Genomic DNA, 24081 nt, shown 5'->3' with positions numbered 1-24081 from the left:
AGGCTGGGCCGATTCCCCGCATTGCCCAAGAATTTCGCAAGAAGCAAGTTTCCCCAAGAGCCACAAAGAAGGTAGGACACCGTGAACCCGGTAATCAAAAAATTCCAGTTCGGTCAGTCGACCGTAACCCTCGAGACTGGCCGTATCGCCCGTCAGGCCTCCGGCGCAGTATTGGTCACCGTTGACGACGACGTCAGCGTATTGGTGACCGTGGTTGGCGCCAAGCAAGCCGATCCAGGCAAGGGCTTCTTCCCTCTGTCTGTTCACTACCAGGAAAAGACTTACGCTGCCGGTAAGATCCCTGGCGGTTTCTTCAAGCGCGAAGGCCGTCCTTCCGAGAAAGAAACCCTGACCTCGCGTCTGATCGACCGTCCGATCCGCCCTCTGTTCCCAGAAGGCTTCATGAACGAAGTGCAGGTTGTCTGCACCGTGGTTTCCACCAGCAAGAAGACCGATCCGGACATCGCTGCGATGATCGGTACCTCGGCTGCCCTGGCGATCTCCGGCATTCCTTTCGACGGCCCGATCGGCGCCGCTCGTGTGGCTTTCCACGAAAGCACCGGCTACTTGCTGAACCCGACCTACGAGCAACTGGCTGCTTCGAGCCTGGACATGGTCGTGGCCGGTACCGAAGAAGCCGTACTGATGGTTGAATCGGAAGCCAAAGAGCTGACCGAAGACCAGATGCTGGGCGCTGTACTGTTCGCCCACGACGAATTCCAGTCGGTGATCAAGGCTGTCAAAGAGCTGGCCGCCGAAGCTGCCAAGCCTACCTGGGACTGGGCTGCTGCCCCAGAAGCCACCGAACTGCTGGGCGCTATCCGTGCCGAGTTCGGCGAAGCCATCTCCCAGGCTTACACCATCACCGTCAAGGCCGACCGTTACGCTCGCCTGGGCGAGCTGAAAGACCAGGTCGTCGCCAAGCTCTCCGGTGAAGAAGGCCAGCCTTCGGCGTCCGACGTCAAAGCCGCTTTCGGCGAGATCGAATACCGCACCGTTCGCGAAAACATCGTCAACGGCAAGCCACGTATCGACGGCCGCGACACTCGCACTGTACGTCCGCTGAACATCGAAGTCGGCGTACTGCCCAAGACTCACGGTTCGGCCCTGTTCACCCGTGGCGAAACCCAGGCCCTGGTGGTTGCGACCCTGGGTACTGCCCGTGACGCACAGCTGCTGGACACCCTGGAAGGCGAGAAGAAAGACCCCTTCATGCTGCACTACAACTTCCCTCCGTTCTCGGTGGGCGAGTGTGGTCGCATGGGCGGCGCTGGTCGTCGTGAAATCGGTCACGGCCGTCTGGCCCGTCGCTCGGTCCAGGCCATGCTGCCAGCCGCCGACGTGTTCCCTTACACCATCCGCGTAGTATCGGAAATCACCGAGTCCAACGGTTCCAGCTCCATGGCTTCCGTGTGCGGTGCTTCCCTGGCGCTGATGGACGCTGGTGTACCAATGAAGGCGCCGGTTGCCGGTATCGCCATGGGCCTGGTCAAGGAAGGCGAGAAGTTCGCAGTCCTGACCGACATCCTGGGTGACGAAGACCACCTGGGCGACATGGACTTCAAGGTCGCCGGTACCGCCAAAGGCGTCACCGCGCTGCAGATGGACATCAAGATCAAGGGCATCACCGAAGAGATCATGGAGATCGCCTTGGGCCAGGCCCTGGAAGCTCGCCTGAACATCCTCGGTCAGATGAACCAGATCATCGGTCAGTCCCGTACCGAGCTGTCGGCCAACGCTCCGACCATGATCGCGATGAAGATCGACACCGACAAGATCCGTGACGTCATCGGTAAAGGCGGCGCCACCATCCGCGCGATCTGTGAAGAAACCAAGGCTTCGATCGACATCGAAGACGACGGCTCGATCAAGATCTTCGGCGAAACCAAGGAAGCTGCAGAGGCCGCGCGTCAGCGCGTTCTGGGCATCACCGCGGAAGCCGAGATCGGCAAGATCTACGTCGGCAAGGTTGAGCGCATCGTCGACTTCGGCGCTTTCGTCAACATCCTGCCGGGCAAGGATGGTCTGGTGCACATCTCCATGCTGAGCGACGCTCGCGTTGAGAAAGTCACCGACATCCTGAAAGAAGGCCAGGAAGTGGAAGTGCTGGTACTGGACGTGGACAACCGCGGCCGTATCAAGCTGTCCATCAAAGACGTGGCAGCAGCCAAGGCTTCGGGCGTTTAATCACCCTTTAGCCTTACGCTGAACAAGCAGACGCCCCGACTGGTTCGGGGCGTTTTGCTATCTGCGATAAAAGCCGCTCGGTTGCCGGCCCGGGGCGCTGGTGCTAGGTTTTAGCCCACGCCGGTGTAGCTCAGTCGGTAGAGCAGCGCACTCGTAACGCGAAGGTCGCAGGTTCGATTCCTGTCTCCGGCACCACATTTCGGGTTGAGAGCAGTTTATGGCTGTCTAAACCCACCCTCCCAACAAAGTTCGCCAGGCTTTGAATAAGCGCCCTTGAAAGGCGGGAAATTACGGAGCACCCGCAAAAGTGTGCTGTGGAAGTTTCAGAGGTTCCCGGTGCTATTCAATTGAGCGCTCCTATAGTTGTTTGTGGACGTGCGCCTCATTGTTTATGCGGATTTAGCAGCCAGAGAGACTTGTATCAACGAAGACTTTCCACGCCTGTACTCAGCATCCTGTACCGAGTTTCCAGCGGTTTGCTCGGGGTTATCTGGTGTCGGTGTTTTTGTGTCTGGACGAGGTTAGTGCCCAGTTGTTCACACCTGTGCGGGTCATGAACCGGGTGGTAGCAGCCAGGGGCATTGCGCATAATGACGCCCGCAAATCATGGAGTGACCGGTGTGAAGAAGTGGAAGTTGGCTTTGGCCGGCGTAGTGTCGCTGTCCCTTGCAGCCTGTGAGAAAGGACCCTCTTATGAGTTTGAGGGGGAATATTTTGCCGCTGAAGGCGAAGACTGCACGACGCCAACGAATACCAAAGACCTGGAGCAATATTTCTTAAGAATAACCAAGCAGGTACAGGGAGGAAGTGTGTTGTATTCCGCTGAGTTTCCTGCTGCTTCAAGGGCTCGGCTGCCTGTTGTCAGCGCGCAAAGCGTTTCACCAGGCGATGATAATGAACTGACTTTCAATTTCACTGAGACCAAGGTGCCGGAGAGTCGTCCAGAGAGTCCGACATTGAATTTCGTAGTCACTGTCATCCCTAATCAAAGCAAGGAAGGGTATCTATGGCTGACTAGAGCCGGGATCCTCATAGCCAAGGATGGAGAAGTAAAGGAGTTCGATATTCTCGATAATCTAAGAAGGCTTATCGATGTCGGGCAGACAGGAGCTTGCTTGAGAAAAGGAACAGCTACGGCTGTGGGGTCCTAGCTCCGTAACCTGGTGAAACACCGGCATGAAATATCGCTGCGGCTGCATTTGCGAAATCTCGTTCTCTGAGGGTTCTGCCGGGCTGGCGTCTGCCGGTGGCTTGGAAAACCCGGAGTTTTTCTCCAATGGGTGCATCAGGTCATATAAATCGTGGACCAAAGGTCCTATATTCGGTCCCTGTCTGAGTACCAGCATGCTGTTTTCAGATGATCCAGAATGGTTCTGAAGGCCAGATAAATCGAAGTTCACAACGGTTTTTTGCGGCAGAGAGATCCCAACGATCCAGATCCATCTTCCATTCCCACGATCAGAGAGAACGAGATGATTCCTAAAGAGGCAAGAATCGACGTAGCGCTTGAAAGGTACCTGGCTGCCACGCCTTCCTTGCAAGAGGAAATCAGCGCCCTGAGCCCGGAAGAGCAGAAGCAGCAGGCGCAATGGGCGTTCGAGGACGAGGCGGAATCCCGCGGCATAGAGCCATGGGAACTGGTGCTCGATCTGGTGGCAGAAACACCGGAGGAACTGAAGGCCATGCGCCTGGAGGTGCATCAGGAAGTTGCTGAAGCGCTGGGCATGGACCTGGAGGACTATCTGCAGCTCAACGAGATCGACGGTTGAGCACGACGCCAGCCTGAACCAGGCTGGCGTTTTTCATGGCTCAGAGGCTCAAGCGCATGGACAGGTCCAGCGCTTTCACGTCCTTGGTCATGGCACCGATGGAAATGTAATCCACCCCGGTCTCGGCGATCGGGCGCAAGGTGCTTTCGTTGATCCCGCCACTGGCTTCCAGCTTGGCCTTGCCGGCGTTCAAGCGCACGGCCTCGCGCATGTCGTCCAGGCTCAGTTCGTCGAGCATGATGATGTCGGCCCCGGCGGCCAGGGCCTCCTTCAGTTCCTCCAGGCTTTCCACTTCCACTTCCACCGGCTTGCCCGGGGCGATCCTGTGGGCGGCGCTGATGGCCTGGGCGATACCGCCGCAGGCAGCGATATGGTTTTCCTTGATCAGGAAGGCGTCATACAGGCCGATGCGGTGGTTGTGGCAACCGCCGCAGGTGACCGCGTACTTCTGTGCCAGGCGCAGCCCCGGCAGGGTCTTGCGGGTATCCAGCAGCTTGACCTGGGTATCGGCGACAAAGTCCGCCAGGTACCGCGCGCGGGTGGCCACGCCGGACAGCAGTTGCAGAAAGTTCAGGGCACTGCGCTCGCCGGTGAGCAGCGAGCGGGCCGGGCCTTCGAGGTGGAAAAGCACCTGGTTGGGCACCACCCGCTCACCGTCGGCCACTTGCCAGTGCACAGCGACCCGCGGGTCCAGCTGGCGAAAGACCGCATCGACCCAGGCGGTGCCGGCGACTACTGCGGCTTCGCGGGTAATGATGGTGGCCTTGGCCAGACGTTCGGCCGGGATCAGTTGCGCGGTGATGTCGCCGCTGCCGATGTCTTCCAGCAACGCACGGCGCACGTTGGCTTCGATTTCGGCGGTCAGGTCGGCGAGGCGTAGATTCGGCATAACGGGCTCCACAAACAAAGTGCGCCGATTATAGGGCCAGGGGATCAGCGAACCCAAGGTGGCAAATGCCTGCAAGGCATTGGCGAACCTGTCCTGGATAGCTTTGTCTGATGAATAGGAGTGACTTTTCTTGAGTCGCTAGGGGTTATTTCGGAGGAGGCCACAGAGTCTGCTGGCGCAAGAGGGGACTTTTACAAGATAATATGACTTGTAATTGACGTCATAGCTTTGACGTGTCTTTGGCTTCCCCCTAAATGAAGTGCAGTGGAGTGCATGCGCCTCCGCTGAGAGCCGGCTGTGAGCGTCGTCGGCTCGACTGAATCTTGATCTCGAACCGAAGAAACACCTTTCCAGGAGGCTTGGATGCACAACGACGGGAATGTAGTGCCTTTGCACAAGGCCGCTACAGATCAGGCGACCGCTTCGCCGCTTGCCCGCCTGCCTGTGATTCTGCTTCAGGTCCGAGACAAGGCCGCCCAGCAATTGCGCCACGGCTTGCAGGAACTGTTCGATAACGCTGATGACACCCTGTTCGAAATGGCCGATCGGGCCCGCAACAACGTCGAGCAAAACACCCTCTTCGAAGCCATGCGCGACCTGCGGCTGAAGCGCAAGAGCATCGAGCGCGGTTTCCTGGAGGCGTTCTTCCAGGCTTTTGCCTGCCTGGTGCAGTATGACCCGGCCCTGGCCATTCCCCATGCCGTGGTCTACGACCCATCACTGGATCCGTCCCACGATGACCTGGAAAAGACCGTCGCGGTGGATGCCATGGTGGCCAAGGTGCTCAACCGTGATGGCTTCGCCCTGGGGCAGTTGACGGAGCGCCTGAGTGTGCTGCTGGGACGGCGCCTGGTGGATGGGGACAACCCCCTGGGGCCGGCGCTGCTCTGCGAGTATTTCCTCCAGGCCGGGCGCAGCCTGGGGGTGGAAATCAAGGTCAAGCTGATCATCCTCAAGTTGTTCGAGCGTTATGTGCTCAGCGATGCCGAACAACTCTATGCCGAAGCCAACCAGCTGCTGATCGCCACCGGGATCCTGCCGGAACTGATGCCTGCTCCGGCCCGCCGGGCGGCCGATCGAGCCCAGGCCGAGGCCCGTGCGTCAGCGACCGAGGGGGGCACGGCGAAGTCCAGCCAGTCGCAGCTCGACGAGAGCGTGCAGGAAGTTTTCGCCGCCCTGCAGACCCTGCTGTTTCATGTGCGTGGCAGCGTGGCGCCGACCCTGGAAGCCAGCGCCGAAACCCAGCCGATTTCCACCCGCGACCTCATGCGCCTGCTGTCGCACCTGCAGCAATACGTGCCGGCGCCCAGCGCCCAGGACGATTTCGACCTGCGCAACCAGTTGGAACAATTGCTCACCCGGGTCAGCGTCAAGAGCGGCAAATCCCGGGTGGTGGATGTGGCCGATGAAGACGTGATCAACCTGATCGCCATGCTCTTCGAATGCATTCTCGATGACCGCAACCTGCCGGACTCGCTCAAGGCGCTGATTGGCCGCCTGCAGATTCCCATGCTCAAGGTGGCGGTGCTGGACAAGAGTTTCTTCAGCCGCGGCAATCACCCGGCCCGGCGCCTGCTCAATGAGATCGCCGCTGCAGCCATGGGCTGGGGCGGTTGCGATGACCACCAGCGCGACAGTCTGTACCTGCGGATCGAGCAAGTGGTGCAACGCCTGCTCAGCGAGTTCAGCGATGACCCGGCGATCTTCTCCGAGCTGCTGGCGGACTTCCTGGCCTTCACTGCCGACGAGCGGCGTCGCGCCGAGTTGCTGGAGCAGCGTACCCGTGACGCCGAGGAAGGGCGGGCCAGGGCCGAACTGGCCCGGCGCCGGGTAGAGCAGGCCCTGAATGACGCCCTGCTGGGCAAGGTGTTGCCGCAGAAGGTGGTGGATTTTGTCCGCGAAGCCTGGAGCCAGGTGATGCTGCTCAGTTGCCTCAAGCACGGCGACGACTCGCCAGAGTGGCAAACTGCGGAGCAGACCCTGCTGGAGCTGATCTGGAGCGTGCAGCGCCATGAACAGCCGGATACTGCCATGCGTCTGCTGGCGCTGGTGCCGGGGTTGCTCAAGGGCCTGCGCGATGGTTTGAGCGCGGCGGCTTTCGATCCTTTCGCTACCAGCGAGTTCTTCAGCCAGCTGGAGCTCCTGCACTTGCAGGCATTCGAGCGCGAGGCTCAGGCCCCGCAACTGCAGGGTGCCGTCCTGGAAGCAGACCCTGCACACATGATCGTGGTGGCCGAAGAGATTGTCCTGCCCAGTGCCGAAGAGGGCCCGCTGGAAGTCGCGCCGCTGGCGTTGCCGGCCAACGACCCCAGCGTGCAATGGGTGGACCAACTGCGGCTTGGGGCCTGGGTCGAATTCCTGGAGGACGAGGACAACACCCTGCGCTGCAAACTGGCGGCGATTGTTCCCCATCCGGTGGCCAAATACGTGTTCGTCAACCGCACCGGCATGAAAGTGCTGGAGCGTACGCGCATGGGCCTGGCCCTGGAGTTCCAGCGTGGCGCAGTGCGCGCCCTGGATGACACCCTGCTGTTCGACCGCGCCCTGGAATCGGTGATCGGCAACCTGCAGCGACTCAATCACGGCAAGTGATCGCAACCCGAGGGGATAACGCGGCATACTGGGCCACCCAAGGCTTTAGTTGAAGGAATCGGTATGCGGCTGGACCCTGCCACGGGGTGGTGTCATGGCGTACGGCATTGCCCGTCACCCAATTTCAATGAACGTCCGGCGGGCGAGATTTCCCTGCTGGTGATTCACAACATCAGCCTGCCGCCAGGGCAGTTCGGCACCGGCAAGGTGCAGGAATTCTTCCAGAATCGCCTTGATGTCACAGAGCATCCCTATTTTGCCGGGATCGCCGATCTGCGTGTTTCTGCGCATTTTCTGATCGAGCGTGACGGCGCCGTCACCCAATTCGTTTCCTGCCTGGATCGGGCCTGGCATGCCGGTGTCTCGAGTTTCCAGGGGCGTGAGACGTGCAACGACTTTTCCCTGGGCATCGAACTGGAAGGCACCGATGATCAGCCTTTCAGCGATGCTCAATATCACTCGTTGATCAGCCTGAGCAGGCAACTGCGGCGGGCCTTCAGCGACATCACGCCACAACGGATCTGCGGGCATAGCGACATCGCGCCCGGGCGCAAGACCGACCCGGGCCCGGGATTCGACTGGGCACGCTTTCGTGCCGCCTTGGAGAAGGGGGAAGGACAATGAGTTTTCTGGTGTTGCTGTTGGCGGTGTGGATCGAGAAGTTCTCGGCCCTGCGCCAGCGGGTACAGCGTGATGGCTGGTGGCTGGGGGAATTGGCGCGTCTGGAGTCGAGCCCGCGTATGGCCGGGCATCCGTGGTGGCTGCTGATCGTCATGGTGTTGCTGCCGGTGGCGCTGCTCGGGCTGTTGCTGCTGGTGCTGGAGCCCATCGCCTATGGCTTGCTGGCGCTGCCGGTGCACCTGCTGGTGGTGATCTACGCCCTGGGTCGCGGCGACCTGCTGGGTGAACTGGGCCCGTTCCGTGACGCCTGGCGGCGTGAGGATCTGCAAGCGGCAGCCCATGTCGCAGAACGTGACTTGGGCATCTGCGCCGAAAATGGCGAACAACTGTTGGAGCGAGTGCAGGGCCACCTGCTGTGGCAGGCCTTCCAGAGTTTCTTCGCGGTGATCTTCTGGTACTTCCTGCTGGGGCCGGTAGCGGCCCTGAGCTATCGCCTGTTGGCTCTCGCCGCCGAACATGGCAAGAACCCCGCCCTGGTCGAACGCGCGGGGCAGTTGCGACATGCCTTCGACTGGTTGCCGGTGCGCCTGCTGGCGGCGAGTTTTGCCCTGGTGGGCAACTTTGTCGCAGTCGGCCGGGTGATGCTCCACGAGTTGCTCAACTGGCATATCGGTGCCGCGCAGTTGGTGGAAAAGGTCGGCCTGGTGGCCGCGGAAATCCCGCCGCCGGAAGTCGGGCCCGAAGGTATCAACAGCCTGGATCGTATCTGGGAGCTGTTGTTGCGGGCGGCGGTGCTCTGGTACGCCGGCTTTGCCCTGTGGACCGTCCTGGCCTGAGGTGACCAAGGGCTGGCCCCAACCGCCCACCGAGGGTTTTCTGGCGCAGCGCATCGCAGAGAGTGCGACGGCTGCGCCGTCGATCGGCAGCAAGCTCCCTCGCCACAGCCCGCGAGCTGTCCCCTGGATGCCGCGCTGGCGGTTAACTTTAAGTTACAAAACCTCCCACGAAATTGAGCTATACAGACGGAGCGCCGAATAGTGGCTATCTGCTGCCTTCGCCTGCCTGCCAATAACAATAAAAGAAAAGGGAGACTTCTTTGTGAAGAGCTTGCTCTATCCCGCTGTCGCGCTGATGAACCGCCTGAGCTTCGGCATGAAGTTCAGCCTGATCAGCGTGCTGTTCTTTCTACCCATGCTGGTGACCAACTTCTATCTGGTGCGCGACTCCTACCGCGAATTCCAGGGCACCCGGGTCGAACTGCAAAGCCTCGACCTGCTGGGCAGCAGCCTGGCCCTGCGCCGAGACCTGGAAACCCTCAATAACCTGGTGCAGATCAACGCCAGCCTCGGTCAGTCCGGCAAGGCAGGGGACCTGGAAGGCAAGATCGTGGCCCTGGAGAAATCCGTGCTGGAACGCCTGCAGGCCTTGCAGGCGGTAACCACGGACCCACAGCAGGTGGAGGTCTTCAACGCCAAGCGCGATGAGCTGATTGCCGCCTTCAAGACCCAGCAAGTGGAAAGCTCGCTGCTGAACAAAAGCGGCCTGATCGGCAAATTGCTGGGCAGCGCGCAGTTGTTCAGCCAGATCATCGCCAGCCAGTCGGGCCTGAGCCGCGATGGCCAGGGTGACATTCGCCAGCTCAGCGAGCTGATCACCAGCGTCACCCCGCAGGTTACCCAGCTCCTTGGTGAAGGCCGGGCCATGGGCGCCTACTCCCTGGGCCAGGGGTTCCTCAATTCCTCGTCCAGCACGCGTTTCGACGAATTGCTGGTGCAAATCGAAAAGCTCCAGGCCGAATACGGGCTCAAGTTGCAGGATGCCCTGGGGGCCAGCCGCGCTGCCCACGATGCTCTCGACACGCTGGCCACGACCAGCAAGGGCAGCCTCAAGCAGGCCAGCGAGCTGTTCGAGGAGCAGGTGGTGATGGCCGATACCCTGGATGCGCCCTGGCAGGCCTTCTACGACCAGGTCAGCGGGCTGATGGCGCAGACCTACCAGCTCAATGAAGGCACCTTGAAATTCCTGGATGTCGAGTTGCAAAAGCGCCTGGAGCAGAACCGTCGCCACATGGTGCTGCTGGTGGCGGCCCTGGCCCTGGTGTTTCTCTCCATCGTCTACCTGTACGGCGGTTTCTACGCTTCCACCCGCACCACTCTGCGGCGCCTGGGGGCGATGATGGACAAGGTGGCGGCGGGGGACATGACCGTCAGCTTCACCGCCCACAGCCGCGACGAACTGGGGGAACTGGGCAGTGTGTTCAACGGCACCGTGCTGAAAATCCACGACCTGATCGAGCGGGTTGGCCACACCGTCAGTGAGGTGGAGCGCCAGGCCGGGCAAGTGCAGAGTGTATCGGCCCAGAGCAATCAGGCCGTGGCTGGCCAGCGCACCCAGATCGAGCAAGTGGCCACGGCGATGAACCAGATGTCCGCCACCTCCCAGGAAGTGGCTCGCAGCGCCGCGGCGGCGGTCAGCAGCGCCCACAGCGTGAATGACGAAACCATCAGCGGCCGCGGGCTGGTGGAATCCCAGCAGGGCAGCATCGCCCGGCTGGCCAGCGAGATCGACCAGTCGGTGCTGGTGATCAACCAGCTGGCCAGCGACAGCCAGTCCATCAGCCGGGTCCTGGAGGTGATCAAGAGCATCGCCGAGCAGACCAACCTGCTGGCCCTCAACGCGGCCATCGAGGCGGCGCGCGCCGGTGAGCAGGGGCGGGGCTTTGCGGTGGTGGCCGATGAAGTGCGGACCCTGGCCAAACGCACCCAGCAGTCCACCGAGGAGATCGAGGACATGATCGGCAAGCTCCACGGTGGCGTCAGCGCGGCGGTCAAGGCCATGGGCAGCAGCCACGCCATGGCCAACGGTACGGTGGACCAGTCGGAAAAGGTCCAGCAGGCGCTGGAAAATATCCTTGGGGCGGTAGGCATGATCGTCGATCAGAACCAGCAAATCGCCGCGGCCGTGGAGCAGCAGACCGCGGTGGCCCACGACATCGACCAGAACATCGTCGAGATCAATCGTGCCGGTGAGCGCACTGCCGAGGGCGCGCACCAGACCGAAGATGCCAGCCGGCAGTTGTCGGCCCAGGTGGTGCAACTGAAGCAATTGATCGGCGCTTTCCGCGTCTGAGCAACGTGCACCGGCTCTCGGCGAGGCCCCGGAAACCAGGGGCTTCGCTGCTTTGCATACAATCGGTAGTAAATGAATGCTTTGTTTGTCGCGTGTTTCCTGTTTTCCTGCGCGTCTGATTTTTCAGCCCCGGTGATCCCGCAGGCTGTTCGACCAGTTGGCCATGTGCCTTGCATGGCCCTGAGGAAATACGTTGATGACTGCCACTTCTGGAATCCAGGGCCGTTGCGCCCATTGCCAGACCCTCCTTGAACTCGAACCCTGGCAACTCAATGCCATGGCGTTGCAGGAAGCCTTCAACTGCAACCATTGCCACAAACCGCTGAAGCTCAATTGCCCCGAACAGATCAAGCGCCTCAGGTCCCTGGGTTCGCTGGCCACCCTGCGCGCGACCATGATCGTGCTCTGTGCCACGGTGATATTGGTGACGCTGGTGCTGGAGTGGGTCGGGCTGGTAAGCCTGGCTCAGCAACTGAGCGTTTCGGCATTGATGCTGGTGAGCTACCTGTTGGTGATGATGGCTGCCCGCCGGCGCCAGCGCCGACCGTTGCAGCTACAGGCCGGCTGAAGGCCAGCCGAACAGCTCGCAGGCGTTGCGGGTGCTGGCGCTGGCCAGTTGCTCGGGCGTGATGCCGATGATCTGCGCCAGGGCGGCGCAGATGGCCGGCAGGTGCTGCGGGCTGTTGCGCTGGCCGGGAAACATGGCAGGCGCCATGTCCGGCGAGTCGGTTTCCAGCACCAGGGCGTGCAGCGGCAGCTCGGCGATCACCTTGCGCAGGCGCAGGGCCTGGGGCCAGGTCGCGGCGCCCCCCAGACCCAGCTTGAACCCCAGCTTGAGGTATTCCCGGGCTTCCTCGCGGCTGCCGGCGAAGGCGTGGATAATGCCGCCACGCTTGAGCTTGAAGCGCTTCAGGCTGGCGATCACCGCCGCGTGGCTGCGCCGGACATGAAGCAGGGCGGGCAACTGGAAATCTGCCGCCAGCTGCAATTGCGCTTCGAAGAGTGCCTGTTGGCGCTCGCGATCCAGGTGCGCAAGAAAGTAGTCCAGGCCGATCTCGCCCACCGCGCACACTTGCGGGTGCCCTGCCAGCCGGGTCAGCCAGTCACCCAGTTGCTGGAGATGTTCCGGGCGGTGATCGTCCAGGTACACCGGGTGCAGGCCAAAGGCCGCGTACAACTGCGAGTCGCTTTGCACCAGATCCCAGAGCCGCTGCCAATTGGCCTGATAGACCCCCAGCACCACCATTCGCGAGACGCCCAGGGCGCGGCTGTCTGCCAGCAGCGCCCCGCGATCGGCATCGAAATCCGCGAAGTCCAGGTGGGTGTGGCTGTCGATCAGCTCCACGGTTCAGCCCTGTTGGATGCGCTGTTTGAAGGTCCGCGCGATGGCCTGCACGCCGGGCTGGTAATGCGCCTCTTCAATGGCAGCCAGGGCCAGTTGCAGGGCTTTTTCGGCGATCAGTTGATGCTGCTGGGCCATGGCATTGACCGGCAGCGGCAGGAAATCCAGCAACTGGGTATCGCCAAAGGTGCCCAGGCGCAGAGGCCGGGATTTCAGCGGGAAGTCGTGCAAGGCATCGAATACCCCTTGCAGCAGGACATAGGAGGTGGTCACCAGGGCGTCTGGCAGATGGCCCAGGCGCTGCAGCAATTCCTCCATCAGCTGGCGGCCGCAATCGCGACTGAAGGCTTCGCCGTGCTCGATCAGCACCTCGCCGCCGAAACCCTCGAGGGCCTGGCGGAAACCGGCGGCCCGCTCCTGGCTGATGCTCAGTTCCGGGCGCGCGCCGATCAGCACGATCTGCTTGGGCTCAGGCTCAAGCAGGCTCTGGGTCAGGTGCAGGCTGGCTTGCAGGTCATCGCTGATCACCGAGCAGAACAGCTCGGGCGGCATCACCCGGTCGATGGCGATGATCGGCAGGCCCTGGGCCTGCAACTGCTGGTAGCTGTCGTCTTCCGGCGGCAGGCAGCTGGCGACGAATAGCGCGTCGCAACGCCGGGCGCGGAACAGCTGGAGCAATTGTCGCTCGCTGTCCGGAGCGTCGTCGGAACTGGCGATCAGCAGCTGATACCCTCGGGCCCGGGCGCCTTGCTCCAGCAGCTTGGCGATGCGTGCGTAGCTGGGGTTCTCCAGGTCCGGGAGAATGAAACCCAAGGTACGGGTGTGCCGGCTGCGCAAGCCGGCCGCCTGGGGGTTGGGCGTAAAGCCGTGTTCTTCCACCACCGCCCGCACCCGTTCCACGGTGGCGTTGCTGATGCGTTGTTGTTCGGCCTTGCCGTTGATGACGTAACTGGCGGTGGTCACAGACACACCGGCCAGGCGAGCGATATCACTGAGTTTCAACCCGGGATTTCCTTGTTTTTGGTGCTTGCCCCGATATTTTCGCCAATCCTACCTGATCTGGGCAGGCGACCAACGTCGGAACCGGCAATCGACCAGAAGGACTTCAAGCGCTCGAGATTATGGAGTAACGTACCAAACTTGCTAGATTAAACGTTTCAGCAAGCGTATTTTCTAGGCCGAAGCCCGAACGGAAAACGCCCCTGCCAGGCACCGAGTCCCGTTTGTGGCAGTAAAGACGCCTACGCTGCTTACTTAAAACAATACCTAGCGCCGCCCCCTGCCGCGCTAAATAGGAGAAGCCATGCTCGAGCTCACTGTAGAGCAGATATCCATGGGCCAGTCGGCTGTGGATAAGTCCGCGGCGCTGCACTTGCTGGCCGACAAACTGGTGGCGGACGGCCTGGTGGCCGAGGGTTACCTGGCTGGCCTCCAGGCCCGCGAAGCCCAGGGCTCGACCTTTCTTGGCCAAGGCATCGCCATTCCCCACGGCACCCCGGAAACCCGCGACCAGGTCTTTGCCACCGGCGTGCGCCTGCTGCAGTTTCCCGACGGCGTGCATTGGGGCGACGGGCAGATTGTCTACCTGGCCATCGGCATCGCGGCCAAATCCGACGAGCACTTGCGACTCCTGCAACTCCTGACCCGCGCCCTGGGTGAAACCGACCTGGGCCAGGCCCTGCGTCGCGCCAGCTCTCCCCAGGCCCTGCTCAAGCTGTTGCAGGGCGCACCCCAGGAACTGGCGCTGGACGCACAGATGATCGGCCTCGGTGTGGCGGCGGAAGATTTCGAAGAGCTGGTCTGGCGCGGCGCTCGCCTGCTGCGCCAGGCCGAGTGTGTGAGCAACGGCTTTGCCGCGGTGCTGCAACAGGTGGAGGCGCTGCCCCTGGGTGACGGCCTGTGGTGGCTGCACAGCGAGCAGACCGTGCTGCGCCCGGGGCTGGCGTTCGTCACCCCGGACAAGCCTATCCGCTACCTGGGCCAGCCCCTCAGCGGCCTGTTCTGCCTGGCCAGCCTGGGGGAAGCCCACCAGGCCCTGCTGGAGCGCCTGTGTGCGCTGCTGATCGAAGGCCGTGGCCAGGAATTGGGCCGCGCCACCAGCAGCCGCGCAGTCCTGGAAGTGCTTGGCGGCGAGTTGCCGGCGGACTGGCCCAGCGCCCGCATCGCCCTGGCCAACGCCCACGGCCTGCATGCGCGCCCGGCCAAGGTGCTGGCGCAACTGGCAAAAAACTTTGAAGGCGAGATCCGCATCCGCATCGTCGATGGCAAGGATTCTGCGGTCTCGGTCAAAAGCCTGAGCAAGCTGCTGAGCCTCGGGGCCCGGCGTGGCCAGGTACTGGAACTGATCGCTGAACCCAGCATTGCCGCCGATGCCTTGCCCGCGTTACTGGCAGCCATCGAAGAGGGCCTGGGCGAAGAGGTCGAGCCATTGCCGGCTGTCAGCACGCCTCGGCAAGAGCCACAAGAGGTCGTCGAGCCGCTCAGCGCCCCGGCCTCCGGCAGCCTGATCCAGGCCATCGCCGCTGCGCCCGGCATCGCCATCGGCCCGGCCCATATCCAGGTCCAGCAAAGTATCGATTACCCACTGCGGGGCGAGTCCACCGCCATCGAGCGCCAGCGCTTGCAGCAGGCCCTGGCCGAGGTCCGCGAGGACATCCAGGGGCTGATCCAGCGCAGCCAGGCCAAGGCCATCCGCGAAATCTTCATCACCCATCAGGAAATGCTCGACGACCCCGAACTGAGCGATGAAGTGGACACCCGCCTCAAGCAGGGCGAAAGCGCCGAAGCGGCGTGGATGACCGTGATCGAAAGCGCCGCCAAACAGCAGGAAGCCCTGCAGGACGCCTTGCTCGCCGAGCGCGCCGCCGACCTGCGGGACATCGGCCGCCGGGTGCTGGCGCAACTGTGCGGCATTGAAACCCCGGCCGAGCCGGACCAGCCCTACATCCTGGTGATGGATGAAGTCGGCCCTTCGGACGTCGCGCGCCTCGATCCGACCCGGGTCGCCGGTATTCTCACCGCCCGCGGCGGCGCCACCGCCCACAGCGCCATCGTCGCCCGGGCCCTGGGGATTCCGGCCCTGGTGGGCGCGGGGGCCAGCGTGCTGCTGATCAAGTCCGGTACGCCCTTGTTGCTGGACGGCCAACGCGGGCGCCTGCATGTCGACGCCGATAGCCACACCCTGCAGCGGGCCGCCGAGGAGCGCGACAACCGCGAGCAACGGCTCAAGGCGGCCGCCGAACAGCGCCATCAGGCGGCCCATACCACCGATGGTCACGCGGTCGAGGTGTTCGCCAATATCGGTGAAAGCGCCGGTGCCGCCGCCGCCGTGGAAAACGGCGCCGAGGGCATCGGCCTGCTGCGCACCGAACTGATCTTCATGGCCCATCCCCAGGCCCCGGACGAAGCCACCCAGGAAGCCGAATACCGCCGTGTACTCGACGGCCTCGCCGGGCGTCCGCTGGTGGTGCGCACCCTGGATGTGGGCGGTGACAAACCGCTGCCTTACTGGCCCATCGCCAAGGAAGAAAACCCCTTCCTCGGCGTGCGCGGCATCCGCCTGACCCTGCAGCGGCCACTGATCATGGAAGCGCAATTGCGCGCCTTGCTGCGCTCGGCGGACAACCGCCCGCTGCGGATCATGTTCCCCATGGTCGGCAGCGTCGAAGAGTGGCGCCAGGCCCGGGACATGACCGAGCGCCTGCGCCGGGAAATCCCGGTGGCCGACCTGCAACTGGGGATCATGATCGAAGTGCCGTCCGCCGCCCTGCTGGCGCCGGTGCTGGCCAAGGAAGTGGACTTCTTCAGCATCGGCACCAACGACCTGACCCAGTACACCCTGGCCATCGATCGTGGCCACCCGACCCTTTCCGCCCAGGCCGACGGCCTGCACCCGGCGGTGCTGCAACTGATCGACATCACCGTGCGTGCCGCCCACGCCCACGGCAAGTGGGTCGGGGTCTGCGGCGAGCTGGCGGCCGACCCGCTGGCGGTGCCGGTGCTGGTGGGCCTGGGGGTGGATGAACTCAGCGTCTCCGGACGCAGCATCGCCGAGGTCAAGGCGCGGATCCGCGAACTGCGCCTGGCCCAGGCACAAACCCTTGCTCAACAGGCCCTGGCCGTCGGCAGCGCCAACGAAGTGCGCGCCCTAGTGGAGGCCATGTAATGGCGAAGATTCTTACCCTGACCCTCAACCCGGCGCTGGACCTGACGGTGCAGCTGGCGCGCCTGGACGCAGGGCAGGTCAACCGCAGCGACGCCATGTACACCCACGCCGCCGGCAAGGGCGTGAACGTGGCCCAGGTGCTGGCCGACCTCGGCCATCAACTGACCGTCAGCGGTTTTCTCGGGGAAAACAATCCACAGGCGTTTGACGCGTTGTTTGCCCAGCGCGGGTTTGTCGACGCCTTTATCCGTGTGCCCGGGGACACTCGCAGCAACATCAAGCTGGCCGAAAGTGACGGGCGCATTACCGACATCAACGGCCCTGGGCCCGAGGTTAGCGAAGCTGCGCAACAGGCCCTGCTTGAACGCCTGGAACAGATCGCTCCCGGGCATGACGCGGTGGTGGTGGCCGGCAGCCTGCCGCGTGGGGTCAGCCCCGAATGGTTCCAGGCCCTGCTGCTGCGTTTGAAAAACCTCGGTCTTAAAGTCGCCCTCGACACCAGCGGCGCTGCCTTGCGCGCCGGCCTGGCGGCAGGCCCCTGGCTGGTCAAGCCCAACACCGAAGAGCTGGCGGACGCCTTGGGCAGCCCGGTGGTTTCAGTGGCCGGGCAGGCCGAGGCTGCGCGCCAGTTGCGCGCCCAGGGCGTCGAGCATGTGGTGGTGTCCCACGGCGCCGAGGGGGTCAACTGGTTCAGTGCTGCACCGTCCTTGCAGGCCTTGCCGCCCAAGGTCCGCGTGGTCAGCACCGTAGGCGCCGGCGACTCGCTGCTGGCGGGCATGCTCCACGGCCTGCTCAGCGCCCAGCCGTTTGAACAGACCCTGCGCACCGCCACGGCGATTGCCGCCATGGCCGTGACCCAGATCGGTTTCGGCATCAGCGACAGGGTGCAACTGGCCCGGCTGGAGCAGGGGGTGCGCGTGCATCCCCTCCTAGAACAATAAGAGGGTTGCCCATGAAGTTAGCCATAGTTACCGCCTGCCCCAACGGCATGGTCACCAGCGTGCTCTGCGCCCGCCTGCTGGACGCCGCGGCGCAGCGCCAGGGCTGGAGCACCAGCGTCGAAGTGCACGATGAAGCGCACCCGGAACGCCAACTCTCGGCGGCCACCATTGAGGCCGCCGAGTGGGTGCTGGTGGTCAGCACCGGGCCTGTGGATATGTCGCGTTTTGTCGGCAAGCGGGTGTACCGCAGCAGCCCGTCCCAGGCCCTGCAGGATGTCGATGCAGTGCTGCGTCGCGGTGCCGAAGAGGCCCAGGTCCACGTCGCCACCGAGGCCCGTGCCGAGCCGGTGCTCGAAACAGGCAAACGCGCCCCGCGGCTGGTGGCGATCACTGCCTGCCCGACTGGCGTGGCTCACACCTTCATGGCCGCCGAGGCCCTGCAGCAAACCGCCAAGCGCCTGGGCTACGACCTGCAAGTGGAAACCCAGGGCTCGGTGGGCGCGCGCAATCCGCTGAGCGCCCAAGCCATTGCAGAGGCCGACGTGGTGCTGCTGGCGGCGGACATCGAAGTACCCACCGAACGTTTTGCCGGCAAGCGCATTTATCGCTGCGGCACCGGCGTGGCCCTGAAACAGTCCGAAGCGACTCTGAACAAGGCCCTGGCCGAGGGCCAGCTGGAGTCCTCCGCAGCAGGCGCCCAGGCACCGGCCAAACAGGAAAAGACCGGGGTCTACAAACACTTGCTGACCGGGGTGTCGTTCATGCTGCCGATGGTGGTGGCGGGTGGCCTGATGATTGCCCTGTCCTTCGTCTTCGGCATCACCGCGTTCAAGGAGGAGGGCACCCTGGCCGCGGCGTTGATGCAGATCGGCGGCGAGACCGCCTTCAAGCTGATGGTGCCGCTGCTGGCGGGTTACATCGCCTACTCCATCGCCGACCGCCCAGGCCTGGCGCCGGGAATGATCGGCGGCATGCTCGCCAGCACCCTGGGTGCGGGTTTTATCGGCGGCATCGTCGCCGGTTTTCTCGCCGGCTATGCGGCCAAGGCGATCAATAAATATGCGCGCTTGCCGCAAAGCCTGGAGGCGCTGAAACCTATCCTGATCATCCCGCTGCTGGCCAGCCTGTTCACCGGGCTGGTGATGATCTACGTGGTGGGCAAACCCGTGGCGGGCATGCTCGAAGCCCTGACCCACTTCCTCGACAGCATGGGCACCACCAACGCGATTCTGCTGGGGGTACTGCTGGGCGGCATGATGTGTGTCGACCTGGGCGGGCCGATCAACAAGGCGGCCTATGCGTTCTCGGTAGGGCTGCTGGCCTCCCAGAGCTATGCACCGATGGCCGCGACCATGGCCGCGGGCATGGTACCGCCCATTGGCCTGGGCATTGCCACCTTCATTGCCCGACGCAAATTTGCCCAGACCGAACGTGAGGCCGGCAAGGCGGCGCTGGTATTGGGCCTGTGCTTTATCTCCGAAGGGGCGATTCCGTTTGCCGCCAAGGACCCGCTGCGGGTGATTCCGGCGAGCATCGCCGGTGGCGCCCTGACCGGGGCTTTGTCGATGTACTTCGGCTGCAAACTGATGGCGCCCCACGGCGGCTTGTTCGTCATGCTGATCCCGAATGCCATCAACCATGCGTTGCTGTACCTGCTGGCGATTGTCGCAGGCAGCCTGCTGACGGCGGTGGTCTATGCGATGGTGAAACGACCAGAGACCGTCGAACTGGCCCTGGAACCGGCCAAGGCGGCCTGACCTCCACGGCACATCCGTTGCGGCGCAATCCCGCAACGGCACCCGTTGTAGCCGCTGCCGCAGGCTGCGAACGCTCTGGGCGGCACTCCGTCGCAGGAGACGCAGCGATTCCAAACCTGCCCGAGGTTCGTCGGGAAATCGCCAAGCAAGGCCCTTCGGTCCTTTTCGCAGCTTCGCAGGCTCAGCAGCGGCTACAGGGATTACCTGGCTTCGTGTAGCCGCTGCCGCAGGTTGAGAACGACCTATCTGCATTACGGCCTTCAGCTCCTTGTCACACCCCCTTCATCCCCACTGTCTAAGGTGTGCTTTTTGACCATTGTCAGGGAGTCACCATGAGCGAGTTCAACCTCGGCCGTCGTCGGATCATGCAAATCGCCGGGGCGGGGCTGTTGATGCCGAGCCTGGCGCCGGCGGTGATCGCTTCGGTCAAGGATCGGCCGCAGCTCACCGACGGGGTGCAGTCCGGGGATCTGCTGGGGGATAAGGCGATGATCTGGAGCCGCAGCGATCGTCCGGCGCGGATGGTGGTGGAGTGGGACACGCGAAGCATGTTCAGCAACCCCCGGCGCTCTGTTTCGCCCCTGGCCGATGCCCGCACCGACTTCACGGCGCGGGTGGAGTTGACCGGGCTGCCGGCCAACCAGGCGATCTTCTATCGGGTGACCTTCGAGGATGCCCAGTCCGGCGTGGCCAGCGAACCCTGGTTCGGCCACTTGCGCAGTGCGCCTTCGCAACGCCGGGACATCCGTTTTGTCTGGGGCGGCGACACGGTAGGGCAGGGCTTCGGCATCAACCCGGATATCGGCGGCATGCGCATCTACGAGGCAATGCGCCTGCGCCTGCCGGACTTCTTTATCCACAGCGGCGACACCATCTACGCCGACGGCCCGGTGCCGGCGCAGTTGACCGTGGAAGACGGGCGCATCTGGCGCAACCTCACCACCGAGGCCAAGAGCAAAGTGGCCGAGACCCTCGACGAATACCGGGGCAACTACCGCTACAACCTGATGGACGAAAACCTGCGCCGCTTCAACGCCGAGGTGCCGCAGATCTGGCAGTGGGACGACCATGAGGTGGTCAATAACTGGTCGCCGAGCAAGCAGCTGGACGAACGTTACGTGGTCAAGGACATCCAGACCCTGGTGGGCCGCGCGCGCCAGGCCTGGCTGGAGTATTCGCCCATGCGCCGGCAGAGCGCCGATGGCGGCGGGCGCATCTATCGCAAGCTCAGCTATGGGCCGTTGCTGGATGTGTTCGTGCTGGACATGCGCAGCTATCGCGGCCCCAACGATGACAACCTCGGCGGTGAGAAACCCTTCCTCGGCCGCGAGCAACTGGATTGGCTGAAGCGTGAGCTCAAGGACTCCTCGGCCCAGTGGAAAGTGGTGGCGGCGGACATGCCCATTGGCCTGGGCGTGCCCGATGGCGAAGTCAGCCCCGGGGTGGCGCGCTGGGAGGCGATCGCCAACGGCGACCCGGGCCCGGCCCAGGGCCGCGAGCTGGAGATTGCCGAGCTGCTGGCGTATTTGCGCAAGCATCAGGTGCGCAACCATGTGTGGCTGACGGCGGACGTGCACTACTGCGCGGCCCACCACTACCACCCGGATCGGGCGGCGTTCCAGGATTTCGAGCCGTTCTGGGAGTTTGTCGCCGGCCCCCTGAACGCCGGGAGTTTCGGGCCCAATGTGCTGGACAAGACCTTCGGCCCGGAAGTGGTGTTCCAGAAGGCGCCGCCAGCGCAGAACACTTCACCCTTTGCCGGCTTCCAGTTCTTTGGCGAAGTGCAGATCGATGGGCAAACGGCAGAGCTGAAGGTGATCCTGCGGGACCTGGATGGCGTGGCGGTGTACGAGCACAACCTGCAACCGGCGTAACCATCCCCGCCAACGCCCCGTCCCGTAGGAGCCGGCTTGCCGGCGAATAGGGCCCATGAGCCTTGCGCTGTTCAGACGGGCGCCTTCGCTGGCAAGCCAGCTCCTACGGAGGGGGTAGCAGGATTGGTGTAGGAGCCGGCTTGCCGGCGAAGAGGGCCTTGAGCCTTGCGCCGTTCTGACGGGCGCCTTCGCTGGCAAGCCAGCTCCTACGGAAGGTGCAGCACGATTGATGTAGGAGCCGGCTTGCCGGCGAAGCGTCTGACGCCTCAGTAAACGTCGCGGCGGTAGCGCCCCTGTTCAATCAGGCGTTCGACGTGGTCTGCGCCCAGTACCTCGATGAGCACCTGATCCACTCCCGACGCCATGCCCTGCAAGCTGCCGCAGATGTAGAGCGCGGCGCCATCGTCCAGCCATTTTTTCAGCTCGTCCGCCGCCTGGCGCAGGCGGTCCTGGACGTAGATCTTCTCGGCCTGGTCCCGGGAGAACGCCAGGTCCAGGCGGCTCAGGTCGCCCCGGGTGCGCCATTCCTGCAGTTCATCCTTGAAGTAGAAATCATGCTCGGCATTGCGCTCGCCAAAGATCAGCCAGTTGCGTTGCTGGCCCTCGGCGATGCGGGCCTTGAGCAGGCTGCGCAAGCCCGCCAGCCCGGTGCCGTTGCCCAGCAGAATCAGCGGGCAAGGTTCGGCCGGCAGGTGGAAGCCGCTGTTGCGCCGTACCCGCAGGCTGATGCTCGAACCCACCGCAGCATGCTCGGTGAGCCAGCCGGAACCGATCCCCAGGCTGCCGTCGGCGTGGCGTTCCTGGCGTACCAGCAGCTCCAGGCAACCGTCGGCGGCAATCGAGGCGATGGAGTATTCGCGCATGCTCAGGGGCACCAGGGCATCCACCAGGGCCTGGGCGTGCAGGCCCACCAGGTGGGTGCGGTTTTCTGGTAGCTGGCGGCTGCCCAGGGCTTGTTCCAGGCTCTCTTCCAGGCCGTCGAGCTGGACCCTGGCCTCGCCGGAAAGCCCCAGGCCGTCGAGGAAGTATTCGACCATCCACGAGCTGTTGCGCGGCATGACTTCCACCAGGTCGCCAGCCAGCCAGCTGCTGGCGCTGGGGGCCAGTAGTTGCAGCAGGTAGACCCCGGAGCCGCTGCTGTCGGGGTTGAGCAGGGTGCGGCTCTTCAGGGTCCAGTTGTCGAAGGCCGGGGCCTGCCACAGGTCTACCGGGGCATGGCCGGTGAGCTGGCCCAGTTGCTGCTGCCAGTGGCGCAGGGCGTAGCTGTCGCCGCTGTCCACCTCGATGGGGGCGAACAGGGTGCTGCCGCCCTGGTTCGACAGCCAGTCGTGCAGGCGTCGGGCAAAGCCGCAGAAGTGCTGGTACTGGCGGTCGCCCAGGCCGAGCACGGCGTATTGCAGGCCTTGCAGTGACAGCTCGCGGCCCAGCAGCTTGCGCTCGAAGCCGCGGGCGCTGTCCGGTGCTTCGCCGTCGCCAAAGGTGCTGACCACGAACAGCGCGCGCTGAGCGTCACGCAGGTCCTGTTCGCTGAGATTGCTCAGCGGCTGGACCTTGGTCGCCACCCCGGCAGCCTGCAATTGCCCGGCGGTCTGCCAGGCCAGTTGCTCGGCGAAACCGCTCTGGCTGGCGAAGCCGATCAGCCACGCCGAGCCGTCGGGGGCGGTACTTTCCAGGCCCTGGCGGGCCTGCTTGATCTGGCGCTTCTTGCGTCGGCGATCCAGGTACAGCAGCCAGCCGGTGACGAAGAACAGCGGCATGGTCAAGGAGGCCAGGGTCAGCAGGATGCGCCCCACCAGGCCGAAGTAGCTGCCCACGTGCAGTGCGTAGACGCTGGTGAGCAACTGCGACTTGAGGCTCTTGTCGGCGTAGCGGTCATGACGGCTGATCACCCCGGTGGCCGGGTCCAGGGTCAGTTGGTTCAGCGCCCGTTCGTGGGGGGAGCTCTTGAGCAGGTAAAACACAGTCGCCGGCTGCCCGGCCACGGCAGGCATACGGATGTTGTAGGCATTGAGGTCCTTGCCGGCGGCGCTGTAGATGCTGCTCCACATGGCGTTGTAGTCCGCCACCGGGGCCGGGCCCTTGGGCGGCGGGCCACCGCGGCCGCCACGCTGGCGTTCGCTGTGTGGCGCATCGGAGAGCAGCTTGGTCAGGCCCTCCCGGTACCAATCGTAGGACCAGTACAGGCCGGTGAGGGCGAACAGCAGGTAGAACAGCAGGCACCAGGTGCCGAACACCGCGTGCAGGTCCCAGTTGAAGCCGCGGCCTTTCTTGGCCCAGTCCAGGGTCAGCCACACCCGCCAGTTGCCGACCTGGCGCGGCCAGCGCAGGTACAGCCCGGACAGGCAGAAGAAGATCAGGATCAGGGTGCAGGCGCCGGTGATCTGCCGGCCGGTGTCGCCGATGGCCAGGAAACGGTGCAATTGCAGCATGAAGCCGAAGAAGTCCTGGCCGACGGCGTCGCCCATGAACTCGCCGGTATAGGGGTCGAAGTAGCGCATCTGGCCACGGCGTTCCCCCGGCGGCGGGGTGAAGAACACCCGCGCGGCGTTGCCGCTGTCGGTCTCGACCCAGAGCATGGACACCGTCTTGCCTTCGGCGGCCTGGATTTTTTCCACCAGTTCGGCGGGCGGCAGCACCCCGGCGGGGAGCTTGTCGACTTGCAGCACCGATGGATTGAGGGCGCGCAGGATTTCGTCCTGGAACGACACGGTCGCCCCGGTGATGCCCATCAGGGCCAGGATCAGCCCCGCGCTGATGCCGAAGAACCAGTGCAGCTGGAACAGGGTTTTCTTCAACACGTCACTCGCCTTGTTCG

General features: G+C 63.6%; 16 protein-coding genes, 1 tRNA gene and 1 pseudogene. 14 read left to right on the top strand and 4 right to left on the bottom strand.

Annotated features, from left to right (window positions below; translation table 11 throughout):
* Positions 1-81: 81 nt before the first annotated feature.
* The 4 genes from pnp to AC1RCO_RS12360 all read left to right on the top strand — a co-directional run bounded on the left by pnp (position 82) and on the right by AC1RCO_RS12360 (position 3956).
* Positions 82-2187 carry a polyribonucleotide nucleotidyltransferase gene (pnp, locus tag AC1RCO_RS12375; protein ID WP_015634122.1) on the top strand — a complete coding sequence of 702 codons (2106 nt, stop codon included), beginning with the start codon at positions 82-84 and terminating at the stop codon, positions 2185-2187.
* A 119-nt stretch (positions 2188-2306) separates the two neighbouring features.
* Positions 2307-2382: transfer RNA gene (locus AC1RCO_RS12370), tRNA-Thr, on the top strand.
* A 425-nt stretch (positions 2383-2807) separates the two neighbouring features.
* Positions 2808-3338, top strand: coding sequence for a hypothetical protein (locus AC1RCO_RS12365; protein WP_065364627.1), 531 nt, complete (start codon positions 2808-2810; stop codon positions 3336-3338).
* A 321-nt stretch (positions 3339-3659) separates the two neighbouring features.
* Positions 3660-3956, top strand: a complete 297-nt coding sequence (locus tag AC1RCO_RS12360) for a DUF6388 family protein (RefSeq protein WP_015634123.1) — start codon at positions 3660-3662, stop codon at positions 3954-3956.
* Between the two features lie 40 nt (positions 3957-3996).
* On the opposite strand, the gene nadC is transcribed toward AC1RCO_RS12360, so the two are convergent.
* On the bottom strand, positions 3997-4845 hold the full coding sequence (nadC, locus tag AC1RCO_RS12355) for a carboxylating nicotinate-nucleotide diphosphorylase (protein ID WP_015634124.1): 849 nt from the start codon (positions 4843-4845) through the stop codon (positions 3997-3999).
* Between the two features lie 363 nt (positions 4846-5208).
* Here nadC and AC1RCO_RS12350 point away from each other — a divergent pair, with 363 nt between their 5' ends.
* The 6 genes and pseudogenes from AC1RCO_RS12350 to AC1RCO_RS12325 all read left to right on the top strand — a co-directional run bounded on the left by AC1RCO_RS12350 (position 5209) and on the right by AC1RCO_RS12325 (position 11755).
* Positions 5209-7437 (top strand): DUF1631 domain-containing protein, encoded by a 2229-nt coding sequence (locus tag AC1RCO_RS12350; RefSeq protein WP_492617737.1) that lies wholly within the window; start codon positions 5209-5211, stop codon positions 7435-7437.
* Between the two features lie 63 nt (positions 7438-7500).
* A complete protein-coding gene (gene ampD / locus AC1RCO_RS12345) occupies positions 7501-8061 on the top strand; it encodes a 1,6-anhydro-N-acetylmuramyl-L-alanine amidase AmpD (RefSeq protein ID WP_011059210.1) in 561 nt (186 codons plus the stop codon).
* Positions 8058-8894, top strand: a complete 837-nt coding sequence (ampE, locus tag AC1RCO_RS12340) for a regulatory signaling modulator protein AmpE (RefSeq protein WP_011059211.1) — start codon at positions 8058-8060, stop codon at positions 8892-8894. Before ampD ends, ampE begins: the two co-directional genes overlap by 4 nt.
* A 295-nt stretch (positions 8895-9189) precedes the next feature.
* Positions 9190-10329, top strand: a pseudogene (locus AC1RCO_RS12335) (HAMP domain-containing protein); the annotation flags it as partial.
* Between the two features lie 144 nt (positions 10330-10473).
* Positions 10474-11187: a methyl-accepting chemotaxis protein gene (locus tag AC1RCO_RS12330; protein WP_404944722.1), complete on the top strand. Its 714-nt coding sequence runs from the start codon at positions 10474-10476 to the stop codon at positions 11185-11187.
* Between the two features lie 196 nt (positions 11188-11383).
* Positions 11384-11755 (top strand): hypothetical protein, encoded by a 372-nt coding sequence (locus AC1RCO_RS12325; RefSeq protein ID WP_492584334.1) that lies wholly within the window; start codon positions 11384-11386, stop codon positions 11753-11755.
* Here the strand turns inward: AC1RCO_RS12325 and AC1RCO_RS12320 are convergent.
* Both AC1RCO_RS12320 and cra read right to left on the bottom strand, forming a co-directional pair.
* Positions 11741-12532 (bottom strand): TatD family hydrolase, encoded by a 792-nt coding sequence (locus tag AC1RCO_RS12320; RefSeq protein WP_011059213.1) that lies wholly within the window; start codon positions 12530-12532, stop codon positions 11741-11743. The two genes, AC1RCO_RS12325 and AC1RCO_RS12320, sit on opposite strands and share 15 nt — an antisense overlap.
* A gap of 3 nt (positions 12533-12535) precedes the next feature.
* Positions 12536-13531 (bottom strand): catabolite repressor/activator, encoded by a 996-nt coding sequence (gene cra / locus AC1RCO_RS12315; protein ID WP_011059214.1) that lies wholly within the window; start codon positions 13529-13531, stop codon positions 12536-12538.
* A 301-nt stretch (positions 13532-13832) separates the two neighbouring features.
* On the opposite strand from cra, the gene ptsP reads away from it, so the two are divergent.
* The 4 genes from ptsP to AC1RCO_RS12295 all read left to right on the top strand — a co-directional run bounded on the left by ptsP (position 13833) and on the right by AC1RCO_RS12295 (position 21266).
* The gene (gene ptsP / locus AC1RCO_RS12310) at positions 13833-16694 is read left to right on the top strand and encodes a phosphoenolpyruvate--protein phosphotransferase (RefSeq protein WP_492617736.1); all 2862 of its coding nucleotides are present in this window, start codon (positions 13833-13835) and stop codon (positions 16692-16694) included.
* Complete coding sequence (gene pfkB, locus AC1RCO_RS12305; RefSeq protein WP_401155885.1) at positions 16694-17635, top strand: 1-phosphofructokinase; 942 nt, start codon at positions 16694-16696, stop codon at positions 17633-17635. The genes ptsP and pfkB overlap by 1 nt, the downstream gene beginning before the upstream one ends.
* 11 nt (positions 17636-17646) lie before the next feature.
* Positions 17647-19392: a PTS fructose-like transporter subunit IIB gene (locus tag AC1RCO_RS12300; protein ID WP_492617735.1), complete on the top strand. Its 1746-nt coding sequence runs from the start codon at positions 17647-17649 to the stop codon at positions 19390-19392.
* Positions 19393-19724: 332 nt separating this feature from the next.
* Positions 19725-21266 carry an alkaline phosphatase D family protein gene (locus tag AC1RCO_RS12295; protein WP_492617734.1) on the top strand — a complete coding sequence of 514 codons (1542 nt, stop codon included), beginning with the start codon at positions 19725-19727 and terminating at the stop codon, positions 21264-21266.
* A gap of 266 nt (positions 21267-21532) precedes the next feature.
* Here the strand turns inward: AC1RCO_RS12295 and AC1RCO_RS12290 are convergent, their stop codons facing one another.
* Entirely contained in the window at positions 21533-24064 is a 2532-nt protein-coding gene (locus tag AC1RCO_RS12290) for a PepSY domain-containing protein (protein WP_492617733.1), read from the bottom strand.
* Positions 24065-24081 lie beyond the last annotated feature (17 nt).

This window comes from Pseudomonas sp. GW823-FHT03E05 (assembly GCF_058796855.1).
The sequence above is the reverse complement of the archived record's forward strand: the minus strand, read 5'-3'. Positions and strand labels throughout refer to the sequence as shown.